8 protein-coding genes and 1 riboswitch are annotated in these 12,123 nt (G+C 66.9%); of the genes, 5 read left to right on the forward strand and 3 right to left on the reverse strand.

The annotated features are described in order from the left end of the window. The first annotated feature begins 95 nt into the window (after window positions 1-95). A riboswitch (SAM riboswitch) is annotated at window positions 96-172 on the forward strand. A gap of 44 nt (window positions 173-216) precedes the next feature. After that, entirely contained in the window at window positions 217-1,413 is a 1,197-nt protein-coding gene (metZ, locus tag ROR02_RS14455; RefSeq protein ID WP_147164753.1) for an O-succinylhomoserine sulfhydrylase, read from the forward strand. A 64-nt stretch (window positions 1,414-1,477) separates the two neighbouring features. Here metZ and ROR02_RS14460 read toward each other — a convergent pair whose 3' ends face one another. Next, window positions 1,478-3,769 carry a PAS domain S-box protein gene (locus tag ROR02_RS14460; RefSeq protein ID WP_246135569.1) on the reverse strand — a complete coding sequence of 764 codons (2,292 nt, stop codon included), beginning with the start codon at window positions 3,767-3,769 and terminating at the stop codon, window positions 1,478-1,480. 282 nt (window positions 3,770-4,051) lie between these two features. Here ROR02_RS14460 and ROR02_RS14465 point away from each other — a divergent pair, with 282 nt between their 5' ends. Further along, window positions 4,052-4,822, forward strand: a complete 771-nt coding sequence (locus ROR02_RS14465) for a protein phosphatase CheZ (protein ID WP_147164755.1) — start codon at window positions 4,052-4,054, stop codon at window positions 4,820-4,822. Then, entirely contained in the window at window positions 4,819-5,310 is a 492-nt protein-coding gene (locus tag ROR02_RS14470) for a bacteriohemerythrin (RefSeq protein ID WP_147164756.1), read from the forward strand. Before ROR02_RS14465 ends, ROR02_RS14470 begins: the two co-directional genes overlap by 4 nt. A gap of 67 nt (window positions 5,311-5,377) precedes the next feature. Here ROR02_RS14470 and cobN read toward each other — a convergent pair whose 3' ends face one another. Together cobN and lepA are read right to left on the reverse strand one after the other, a co-directional pair. Then, complete coding sequence (gene cobN, locus ROR02_RS14475; RefSeq protein WP_147164757.1) at window positions 5,378-9,091, reverse strand: cobaltochelatase subunit CobN; 3,714 nt, start codon at window positions 9,089-9,091, stop codon at window positions 5,378-5,380. Between the two features lie 108 nt (window positions 9,092-9,199). Further along, window positions 9,200-11,005: a translation elongation factor 4 gene (lepA, locus tag ROR02_RS14480; RefSeq protein ID WP_147164758.1), complete on the reverse strand. Its 1,806-nt coding sequence runs from the start codon at window positions 11,003-11,005 to the stop codon at window positions 9,200-9,202. Between the two features lie 161 nt (window positions 11,006-11,166). On the opposite strand from lepA, the gene ROR02_RS14485 reads away from it, so the two are divergent. Both ROR02_RS14485 and ROR02_RS14490 read left to right on the forward strand, forming a co-directional pair. Further along, entirely contained in the window at window positions 11,167-11,433 is a 267-nt protein-coding gene (locus ROR02_RS14485) for a hypothetical protein (RefSeq protein ID WP_147164759.1), read from the forward strand. Continuing rightward, entirely contained in the window at window positions 11,426-11,959 is a 534-nt protein-coding gene (locus ROR02_RS14490; RefSeq protein WP_174823035.1) for a hypothetical protein, read from the forward strand. Before ROR02_RS14485 ends, ROR02_RS14490 begins: the two co-directional genes overlap by 8 nt. The last annotated feature ends 164 nt before the right edge of the window (window positions 11,960-12,123 follow it).

Consider the following 12,123-nt stretch of genomic DNA (forward strand, 5'->3'; position numbering starts at 1 on the left):
TTGGGGAACCCTCCTCCAAGGGTATCCAGGGCTTCACCCGATTACCCTGATTGCCCTGGCGACGCCCCTTGACGCCCTCCCCTCGCCGCCGTTACCGTTGGGTCCGTGGGGATTTGAGACCGGCTTGCGCCCACGTAAAATAAACCGCTAAAAGGGTCGCGTGACGCAAGTCCCGGCCTTGTGCGCCGGAAGACCTGTTTCACGGAGATTGCCGCCATGACCCGTCCCGTTTCGCGCCCGTTCCACCCCGACACCCTCATGGTGCGGGGCGGCCTGGATCGAACCGCGTTCCAGGAAACCAGCGAAGCTCTGTTCTTGAACTCGGGCTATGTCTACGACGCGGCCGAAGCCGCCGAAGCCGCGTTCGATGGCTCGGTGGAACGCTATGTGTATTCCCGGTTTCGCAACCCGACCTTGAGCGTTTTCGAGGAGCGGATGACCGCCCTGGAAGGCGGCTGCGTGGCCCGCGCCACCGCCAGCGGCATGGCCGCCGTCACCGCCGCCCTTTTGTGCCAGGTCCGCGCCGGCGACCGGGTGGTGGTGGGGCGCGAGCTGTTCGGATCGTGCTCGTGGGTGGCGGAGGAGTTGTTGCCCCGCTACGGAGTCGAGGTCGAGGTCGTCGCGGCCGCCGACGAGGCCGGATGGACGCGGGCGCTGGCCCGCCCGACCCGGGCCGTGCTGCTGGAAACGCCCTCCAACCCCGCCTTGCGCCTGACCGATCTGCACGCCGTCGCCGCCCTCGCGCACGCGGCCGGGGCCACGGTGATCGTGGACAACGCCGTGGCCTCGCCCGTGGTCCAGCGCCCCCTGGAGCACGGCGCCGACGTGGTCGTGCATTCCGCCACCAAGTGGATCGACGGTCAGGGCCGGTGCCTGGGCGGCGTGATCGTGTGCGGCATGGCCTTCGACGAGGAACACCTGGGCCCCTTCCTGCGCCACACCGGGGCGTGCCTGTCGCCCTTCAACGCCTGGGTATTCCTCAAGGGCCTGGAAACCCTGGGGCTGCGCATGGCCCGCCACGCCGCCACCGCCCTGACCCTGGCCCGGGTGGCCGAGGCGCATCCGGCCGTGGCCGCCGTGTGGTACCCGGGCCTGGACAGCCATCCCCAGCGCGCGCTCGCGGTTCGTCAGATGCGCTCGGGCGGCGGGCTCATGGCCCTGGACTTCAAGGGGGGGCAAGAGGCGGCCTACCGGTTCTTGAACGCGCTCCAGCTCATCGACATCAGCAACAACCTGGGCGACGCCAAATCCCTGGCCTGTCATCCCGCCACCACCACCCACCAGCGCCTGGACCCGGCCGACAAGGCCGCCCAGGGCATCACGCCCGGCCTGGTGCGCCTTTCCGTGGGGCTGGAAGACCCGGAAGATCTGACCTGGGACCTGGAAGCCGCCCTCGACGCCGCCCGGGACTGAAGCCCTCTCGGGGACCTGCCTTTTCCACCAGCGGCCCCGGGATGCCCACGGGGAGCCGGGGCCGTTACCCGAAGTCGGGGGGGGCGACGGGCAGGCTCATGCGCACGGTTGTCCCCTGGCCGGGCTGGCTTTCCAGGGAAAGCGTCCCCCCGTGCAGCTCGACCAGGGCCTTGGACAGGGGCAGCCCCAGGCCGGTGCCTTCGTAGCGGCGCGCGAGCGTGCCATCCACCTGCCCGAAGGGCTGCAAGGCCACCGGGATATCCTCGGGCGCCATGCCAATGCCGGTGTCGCTCACGTCGATCAGCAACGCCTGGACCAGGGGATCCGGGCGCGCCCACACGCGCACGAAGCCCTTCTCGGGCGTGAACTTGATGGCGTTGCCGATCAGATTGATCAAAACCTGCTTCAGGCGTCGCGGTTCGCCCAGGATCGGCTCCAGCGGCTCCTCGGCCAGGATTTCCAAGGTCACGCCGGCCGCCTGGGCGCGCTGGCCGATCAGGCGGCGCACCGATTCCAACAGGCGATGCACATCGACCCGTTCGGGAAAAATGCGCATGCGTCCGGCCTCAACCCGGCTCACGTCCAGGATATCGTTGATCACGTCCAGGAGATGACGCCCGGATTCGCTGATGTTGACCGCGTAGTCCTTGTATTGACGGGCGCCAACCGGACCGAACATTTCGTTTTGGATAATCTCGGAAAACCCGATGATCGCGTTCAAGGGCGTGCGTAGCTCGTGGCTCATGTTGGCCAGGAATTCGGACTTGGCGCGGCTCGCGATTTCCGCTTGCTCCTTGGCTTCCATCAGGCGTTCCTGGGCCTTGCGCCGGTCGGTGACATCGGCCACCGATCCGGTCATGCGAGTAACCCACCCGTCGGCCCGCCTTCGCACCGTCGCCTGGTGACGGATCCATGTTTCGTCCTTGTCCTTGGGCCGGGCCAGGCGATACTCGATCGAAAAAACTTCGGTTTCGCCCTTCAGCAGGCGGCGCAGCTCGTGGCGGAAAGGCTCGATGTCGGCCGGATGGATCAGGGAAAGCCAGACGAGCGACGAACGGGAAACCTCGGGATTGAGCCCGATCACGTCGCGGATGCGATCGGAATAGGTGACGATGTCGCTTTCGACATCCCAGTCCACGATGGCCTCGTTGATCGCCGACAGGGCCAGGGCCTGGCGCTCCTCGCTTTCGCGCAAACGGTCCTCGGCCTTCTTGCGCTCGGTGATGTCGCGCACGATGCCCGTGTAGATGGTCTGCCCATCCAGGTCGACCTGACTGACCGTGATTTCGACCGGAAAGGTGCTGCCCTTGCGGCGCCGGCCGGTGCCCTCGCGTCCCCGCCCCAGCAGCCGGTCAAGGCGCCTGGTGCGCAAGGCCGTGGCAAGGCTGCCCGGCCGTCCGCCCAGACGCCCCGGGATCAGCATGGAAACAGAGGCGCCCACGATCTCGTCGGCGCGGTAGCCGAACATGCGCTCGGCCGCCGGGTTGAAGGACTGGATGATCCCCTTGTCGTCAAACACGATCACGCCATCAACCATGGCGCGCATGATGCCGTCCAGGCGCTGTTCGCGCTGGCGGGCCATGTCGGAAGCCTTGCGGGTCGCGGTGATGTCGATCATGACGCCGACGCGCCCGCCCTCGGGGGTCAGGGATTCCATGATCCGCACCCACCGGCCCTTGCCGTTGATGAAATCCCACGGCCCGCGCGGCGACTGGTGGCGGGCCATGCACAAGCCCAGCCAGCGCTGGGGATTGCGTCGCGCCGCCGGGATCGCGCCCAGCAGGCATGCCAGGCTCATCATCTGGTAATAAGTCGTGGTCGGGGTGGGAGGCTTCAGGCCGGGCAACAGTTCGGTGACCTTGCCATTGCACAAAACCACCCGATCGTCGGCATCGCACAGATAAAATCCCTGGGTGGTTGATTCCAGGGCCCGGGCCAGACGGTTTTCGATTTCCAAGACGCGACGGTTGCTTTCGGCCAGCTCCTCGGCTTTCAGCTTCATGGCCGTGATGTCGCGCACGGTGGTCATCAAGGTGCCGTCGGAAAACGGAATGTTGCGCACCTCGGCCCAGTGGCCGTTGGCCAGGCGGATTTCCGTTGGCCCTCGCTGGCGCTGGGCCAGCCGCTCGCGCACCCACGACGCCCCGCCATCGATCCCGGGATCCACGTAGCCCACCTCGACCAGGCCGTGGGCGATGTCGGCAAAGGTTACCCCGGGCACCAGAATCGGGCGCAGGTTCTCGAATAAAGCCAGATAGCGGGAGTTATGGAAGACCAGACGGTCATCGGCGTCGAAATAGGCAGCCCCGTCATCAAGGCTTTCCAGATATTCAGCCAGCTTTCGTTCTACATGCATGGCAAGGATCGCTGTACGCCCCATCTCCCCCGGCGCATGATGGCCGGGGTGGTTTATTCTTCTTGTCACCGAGCCCCTGCGTTTGGATGCATCGGTCCTTCCTTCCCCATCTTATTGTACCGCACGGTCGCCGGAAGCGCACGTTCCGTCTTCCCGTTGGCTGTTCCAACCTCTTGCCCCACAAAGACGGCCAAAAGGCGATGAGCGTGATTGACCTTCCGACAAGACATGAAGACAATGGCATGGGCTTGTCGTCGCCTTTTCGGGTAAGGAGCCTTGCGTATGTCGCGAACCGGGGACAAACGACCATTCGCCGTTGAGTTGCAGCGCCGACGCCACCAGGGGCACGCCGACAAAGCCCCGGTTGAAATGGCCGATCTGATGAGCGCCATCCTCGCCTTGCATGCGGATGTGCTGGCCCTCGGCCAGGGCCTGGCCCCCGAGGCCAAGGCGGCGGCGAAACCGGATGCCCCCGCGCCCAACCCCGAGGCCGACGCCCTGCGCAGCCGCATGGATCAAGAGCGCGCCGAGGTACGGATGCTCAAGATCGAGCTGAACGCCCTGGCCCACAGCATCGAAACCACCAAGAAGGAAATCGCCTTGCTGGTGGCGGAAACCGACAAGGGCGATCGCCTCAGCACGGTGACCGACGAACTTGATTCGGTGGTCGAGGCCACGGAAAACGCCACCGATACCATCCTTGACCACGTCGAGCGCATGGCCAACCTGGCCGCCGAAATCCAGTCCCAGGAACAAGACAGCTACATCCGCCGCCTGGCCGACGAAATCCAGGAACTGACCGTCGGCGTGTTCGAGGCCTGTAACTTCCAGGACCTCACCGGACAGCGCATCACCAAGGTGGTCAACACCATGAAGTACGTCGAACAGCGGGTGGACCGCATGATGGCCATCTGGGGCCGCGATACCTTCCGCGACCTGCCGTTCGAACCCGAGGAAACCCGCGCCGCCGATACCGACAAACGTCTACTGAACGGCCCCCAGGACAAGGAAGCGGGCATCAGCCAAGACGAAATCGATCTGTTGTTCGGATGAGCGCCGATCCCGCGCGGTCCCCTTGTCGCCAGGGGGAACAGCCTTCCCCGGTTCCGGCTCCGGTGCCTTATCTGGTCTGGAGCGAGGCTTACCGGATGGGCGACGCGCGAATCGACGAGGACCACGAACGTCTCCTTGCCGAAATCAATCTGCTGATTGATGCCATCAACGACGACTGCAAGGGGGCCGTTTTGATCGGGTCCCTGGAACACATCCTGGAGGTGGGATGCGCCCATCACCGGCGCGAGGAAGCGCTTCTGGAGGAAATGGCCTATCCGGCCCTGCCCGATCACCGCGAGGAACACCGCTGCCTGGAAGACGGCATGCGCGCCTTGATTGCCCGGGTCGCGGCCCATGCCATCGACGATCCGGCCGAGATCGCCACCACGGTCAAGGAATGGTTCGTCGAACACGTCATCGGCCAGGACATGCGCTACAAAACCTACATCGAGGAACGCGACCAGGAAGGCAACCGGCCCTGCCCCTGAGGGAAGGGACGAGGGAAAGCGGCAGCGACCGGCGCCGGATCCCCTGGCCTGGCCCTTCCTGGCCCCTTCACGACGCCCGGGCCGCGCCGCGCGCCAGTTCGGCCAGGGTGGGCGCCATGTCGTTGCGGGCCGGGCGCCAAAGGCCCCGGTCCAGCGCCTCCAGCAGCCGCCGCGCCATGTCCGCCAGGGCCTCGGGGTTGTTCTCGGCCAGGAACCGGCGCACCGGATCGTCCAGCAGATAGGCTTGCGCCACCAGGTCGAAGTGGTGGTTCTTGACCGTGCGCGCGGTGGCGGCGAAGGCGAACAGGTAATCGACCGTGGCCGCCATCTCGAAGGCGCCCTTGTAGCCGTGACGCATCACGCCCTTGATCCATTTCGGGTTCACCACCCGGGCCCGGACCACGCGGGCGATTTCCTCTTCAAGGGTGCGCAGGCGGGGCGTTTCGGGGCGGCTGGTGTCGCCGTGGTACAAGGCCGGCTGGCGCCCGGACAACAAGCGCACCGCCGCCGCCGCGCCGCCTTCGAACTGGTAGTAATCGTCGGAATCCAGCAAGTCGTGTTCGCGGTTGTCCTGGTTTTGCACCACCGCCTCGGCCTGGCCCAGGCGGGCCTCGAACAGCCCGTGCGCCGCCTCGCCGTTGACGCCCGCCCCATAGGCATAGCCCCCCCACGCCACATAGGCCCGGGCCAGGTCGGCATCGGTTTCCCAGCCGCATTCGTCGATCAAAGCCTGGAGTCCCGCGCCATAGGCCCCGGGCCGCGCCCCGAACACCCGGGCCCCGGCGCGCTGGCGGGCGGCGGCGCCCTCGATCCCCCGGGCGCGCAACGACTCGGTTTCCTCGCGCACCCGCTGGGCCAGGGGATTGAGCGCGGCCGGCTCGTCGGCCTGGGCCGCCACCGCCCGCGCCGCCGAATCGACCAGATCAATGAGGCCGGGAAAGGCATCGCGGAAAAAACCACTGATGCGCACGGTCACGTCCACGCGCGGGCGGTCGAGCACCGACAAGGGCATGACCTCGAATCCCGTCACCCGCCGGCTGGACGAATCCCACACCGGTTGCACCCCCATGAGCGCCAGGGCCTGGGCCACGTCGTCGCCGCCCGTGCGCATGGTCGCGGTGCCCCACGCCGACAAGACGAGCGCGCGCGGCCACTCGCCATGATCTTGCAAGTGGCGCTCCAAAAGCAGGTTGGCCGCTTTCCACCCCAGGGTCCAGGCGGCCGGAGTCGGCACCACCCGGGGATCGACGGAATGAAAGTTGCGCCCGGTGGGCAGCACGTCGGGCCGCCCGCGCGTGGGCGCCCCGGCCGGGCCCGGCTCGACGAATCGGCCGTCCAGCCCCGTCAGCAGGCCCTCGATCTCGGCCGGACCGCAGGCATCGACGGCCGGCCCCAGGCGAGTCGCCACCTCGTCCACCACCGCCCGGGTTCGCGTCCAGGCCAGATCAGGCGGTTCGGTCCCGCCAACCAGGGCGCGGGCCAGCGACTCCAGCCGCTCCACGGTGTCGGAGGTCGTGCGCCAGGCCGCCGTGTCCTGAGCGGCCAGCACCGCCGGACGCGGGCCTTCCCAGGGGGCCCCCAGCTCGGCGGCCAGGGGATCGAACGCCAGGCCCAGGTCGGCGGCCAGGGCCCGGGTCAGGCCGGCGTCGCCCGGCTGGTTCCCGCGCGGCACCCGCGCCAGGGCCACCAGCAGGTCCAGGCGCTGGTCGCCGGTGGGCGAGCAGCCAAACACATGCAGGCCGTCACGGATCTGCATGTCCTTGAGATCGCACAAATGATTATCCAGGGCGGCCAGGGCGCCGTCCTCGTCGATGCCGCCTTCCAGCCCCAGGTCGGCCAGCAGCCCGGCCTGCCCGGCCAGGGCCAGGATCTCGCGCTTGAGCACCCCGAGGCGACGCGGATCCACCGCGGCGGCGTCGTAGAACTCATCGACCAGCCGTTCCAGGTCGGCGAGCACGCCATAGGTCTCGGCCCGGGTCAGGGGCGGCGTCAGGTGATCGATGATCACCGCCTGGGTGCGGCGCTTGGCCTGGGTGCCCTCGCCGGGATCGTTGACGATGAACGGATACAGGTGCGGCACGGGGCCCAGGATCGCCTCGGGAAAGCACGATCCGGACAGGGCCAGGGCCTTGCCCGGCAGCCATTCCATGGTGCCGTGCTTGCCCAGATGCACCACCGCGTGCACGCAAGCGACCCTGCGCAGCCAGGCATAAAACGCCAGATAGCCGTGCGGCGGCGGCGTGTTGGGATCATGGTAGCCGGCCACCGGATCCTCGGTCGCGCCCCGCCCCGGCTGCACGCCGACCACGATTCGCCCGAACACCAGAATCGACAGGACAAAACCGCCCCGGTCGCGGTCGAAGGCCGGATCCTCCTCCAAGCACCCCCACCGCGCGGTGACGGCCTCGGGCACCGGATCGGGCAAGGTCGCCAGGAACGACTCGTAGGCCGCGCGGTCCAGGAATACCGGCCCCGCCTCGTCCGGACCCCGCGCCCCGGGCAAACGGCGCAAGCGCGCGATCAGGGCCGCGCCATCGCCCGGACGCGAAGACCCCAGGTCGTAACCCGCCCCGGCCAGGGCTTCCAGAACCCGGTGCGCGGCGGCCGGCGTATCGAGGCCCACGCCGTTGCCCACCCGTCCCTGGCGGTTGGGATAGTTGGCCAGGATCAGGGCCACGCGGCGCTCGCCCGCCGGAGTGGCGCGCAAGGTGGCCCAGGCGGCGGCCAGCCGGGCCACGAAATCCACCCGGTCGGGCACCGGCCGGTGACAGGCCAGTTCGGCTTGCAAGGCGCCATCGTGTCCGGCCGGCCCCTTGAACGACACGGCGCGGGCGAACACATGCCCGTCGGCCTCGGGCAGGGCCACGGCCATGGCGATATCGCGCGCGACCAGCCCATGGGAGCCCTGGCGCCAGTCCTCCTCGGTGGTGGCGGCCAGCACCGCCTGCAAAACCGGGCCGCCCCCGGGCCGCAGGGGCGAAACCACCCGTGCGCCCGGGGCGGCCAGGGCAAAGCCGGTGAGGTTGATCACCACCCGGGGCTGATGACGATCCAGCAGGGTTTCCACCAGGGCGGCGGCCAGGGGATCCTTCAAACTGGCGGCATACACCGGCAAAACCGCGTGCCCCAACCCTTCCAGGGCGCGGATCAGGGCCGTGACCGGGGCCAGATCGCCGGCCTGCACCAGGGCCCGGTAGAAAACCACGGCCACCCGCGAGCGCGACTCGCCGACATCGGGTTCGGCCCCCCACACCCCGGCGACCGGCAAGGGCGCGGGCTCGCGCCAGGGGGCCGGATGGCCGATCAGACTCGCGCCATAGCGCAGGAACTGGCCGGCGTTGTCGATGCCGCCTTCCACCCAATAGCGCCACAAGCGATGCAAGGAGGCCGCGGGCAAGGTGGAGAGCCCGCTTAAATCCACGTCCGGATGCGCGTCGCCGGGCAGGAGCGCCAGGGCCGGGCCGCCCTCCTGGGCCAGGGCCCGCAGGCGCTCGACCCCATGATCCCAATAGGCGCGCCCGCCCAGCAGGCGCACCACCACCAGCCGCGCGCCGGCGGCGACCCGGTCCACCCACAAATCCACGCTCATGGGATGACCCAGCCACGTCAGATTGGCCGCGCGCACCGACGGGCAATCGGGCCACAAGGCGCGCGCCGCCGCGAGACAGGCAATTTCGGTGTCGGCCGAGGTCACGAACACGATCTCGGCCGGATCCTGGCCGAGATCGACCGCCTCGCTCCCGTCGGTGATGCGTCCCGGTTGGGCGGCCAGAAGATGCATGCGCTTCCCTTGCAGCAGGCCGGGCTTTTCCGGCCGCGCGCGGGGGCCGAGGCAGCGCGCGAGCCCCCGTTCCGGGCGGAATCCCCCGGGCCCGTGTCGCGAAAAAAGTTATTCGTCGTTCATGCGCAAGGCGCTGATGAAGGCAGTCTGCGGGATTTCCACCTTGCCGAACTGACGCATGCGCTTCTTGCCCGCCTTCTGCTTTTCCAGCAGCTTCTTTTTGCGGGTGATGTCGCCGCCGTAACACTTGGCGGTCACGTCCTTGCGCATGGCGGCGATGGTCTCGCGGGCAATCACCCGCCCGCCGATCGCGGCCTGGATGGGAATCTTGAACAGATGGCGCGGGATCAGGTCCTTGAGCCGGGCGCAGATCTGGCGGCCCCGGTATTCGGCCTGGGAACGGTGCGCGATGAACGACAGGGCATCGACGGGTTCGGCATTGACCAGGATGGAAATGCGCACCAGGTCGCTTTCCTGGTACTCGCTCATTTCATAGTCGAAGCTGGCGTAGCCCCGGCTGATCGACTTGAGACGGTCGTAGAAATCGAACACGATTTCATTGAGCGGCAGCTTGTACACGGCCATCGCCCGGTTGCCGGCATAGGTGAGATCCAGCTGAATGCCGCGCCGCTCGGTGCACAGGGCCAGCACCTGCCCCAGGTAATCGTCGGGCACCATGATGGTGGCCTTCACCCAGGGCTCTTCCATGTGATCGATCTTGGCCGGATCGGGCATGTCGGCCGGATTGTGCAGCTCGGACATGACGCCGTCGGTCATGTACAGGCGATACACCACGCTGGGCGCGGTGGTGATCAGATCCAGGTCGAACTCACGTTCCAGCCGCTCCTGGATGATCTCCATGTGCAAAAGGCCGAGGAAGCCGCAGCGGAACCCGAAGCCGAGCGCGGCGCTGGTGTCGGCCTGGTATTCGAAGCTGCTGTCGTTCAAGCGCAGCTTGGCCAGGCTGTCGCGCAGCGCCTCGAAATCGCTGGTGTCCACCGGGAACAGGCCGCACCACACCACGGGCACCGAGGGCTTGAAGCCCGGCAGCGGAGTGGCGGCCGGATTGCGCTCGTCGGTCAGGGTGTCGCCGATCTGACAGTCGGCCACGCTCTTGATGCCCGACATGATGAAGCCCATCTCGCCGGCCGACAGCGAGTCGGTTTCCACCATCTTTGGGGTAAAAATACCCACCTTATCAACCAGATGGACGGCACCCGTGGCCATCATGCGCAGCCGCATGCCCTTGCGCACCACGCCCTCGCGCACGCGCACCAGGGTGATGACGCCCAGGTACGAGTCGTACCAGCTGTCAACCAGCAGTGCTTGCAACGGCGCCTCAAGGTTCCCCTTGGGGGGCGGCAGGCGGTGCACCAGGGCTTCCAGGACCTGATCGACATGAAGGCCGGTCTTGGCCGAAATGCCCACCGAGTCGCTGGTATCGAGGCCGATCACGTCCTCGATCTGCTGCTTGACGCGCTCGGGCTCGGCGGCGGGCAGGTCGATCTTGTTCAACACCGGGATGATTTCGTGGCCGGCGTCGATCGCCTGATAGACGTTGGCCAGGGTCTGGGCCTCGACGCCCTGGCTTGCGTCCACGACCAGCAAAGAGCCCTCGCAGGCCGCGAGCGAGCGCGAGACCTCGTAGGCGAAGTCGACGTGTCCCGGCGTGTCCATCAAGTTAAGCTGATAGGTCCGGCCATCGGACGGCGACGTATAGTTCAGACGCACGGTCTGCGCCTTGATCGTGATGCCCCGTTCCCGCTCCAGATCCATGGAATCGAGAAGTTGTTCCTTCATGTCGCGGTCTTCGACGTTGCCGCACAATTGGATCAGACGGTCGGCAAGGGTTGACTTGCCATGGTCAATGTGGGCGATGATCGCGAAGTTGCGGATATGGGACAGGTCGCTCATGCTCGGTCCGTTCGGCGGATCGGAAAGGGGACACGCATCCCCGGTGAACGCGGGACCATAGGGCCAATTCGCCCCCGGTTCAACACAATGCCCCCGGGCCGGCCGCAAACCCCGGCCGAGGCCCTGTCCTCTTTCCACCCCATCGGATCAAGAGGGATATCATGCTTGTGAAGACCGAAGCCCGCCAGGCCGTTGAAACGGTCATGCGCGAGCGGTTCCCCGGCAAGGTGGAACACATCGAAATGGAACCCGGCAGCGACCAGACCGGAGAAGAGATCCTCGTGATTCGGGTGTTCCTCAGCACGGACACCACGGCCAGCGATTTCAAGGGACGCTTTTTTGGCCTGACCGAGCTTGTGCGTAGCGCGCTGGGGGATGAATGGCACGGCGTGTTCCCGATCATTCGCCTCGTTGAAAGCCATGCCTGACGTTTCCCTCGCCAAGGAGCTGATCGCAACGGCGCAAACCCTCGTCCACGCGAAGGGAAAAAGGAAGCCCAAGCAGGCGGACCTGCGCAGGGCCGTCAGCACGGCTTATTACGCCGTCTTCCATGCGCTGGCGCGGGTCGGCGCCGACTCCCTGGTTGGAACCAGCAAATCCGCCCGGCCGAATCGGGCATGGGTCGAAGTCTACCGAAGCCTTGATCACGGATCCGCCAAGACCGCGTGCCAAGCCGCGACAAACATTTCCTTCCCCCAGGGGATAAAAAATTTCGCGGATGCCTTTGTCCAACTCCAGAACGCTCGACACGAGGCGGATTACAACCCCATGATTCGCCTTAACAAAATGGATACTCTCAGCTACATCGCCTTGGCCGAGGACGGGATCAACACCCTCAACGACCAAAACCAAAACGACAAGCGGGCATTCGCCGTCTGGGTCCTGATGTCGAGCAAAGGGGTGCAGCAGGCCCGGAATTGGAGCAAGCGCGGGAATATCCGGACCCTTACCTGAACCGTGGCCGTTCAGGGCGGACGATCCCATTTTCGATTCCGATCCCCCTCCCCGAGGCTCCATCCGAGCGCCACGCCAGGGGCATCGGGCGAACCGATTGGCCTGGACTATTTCAAGGCCCTCACGCGCCTGGCGCGCACTCCGTGCGCTTGGCTCTCGCGGCA

The sequence above is a fragment of the Pararhodospirillum oryzae genome (assembly GCF_007992075.1).
Classification (GTDB): domain Bacteria; phylum Pseudomonadota; class Alphaproteobacteria; order Rhodospirillales; family Rhodospirillaceae; genus Pararhodospirillum; species Pararhodospirillum oryzae.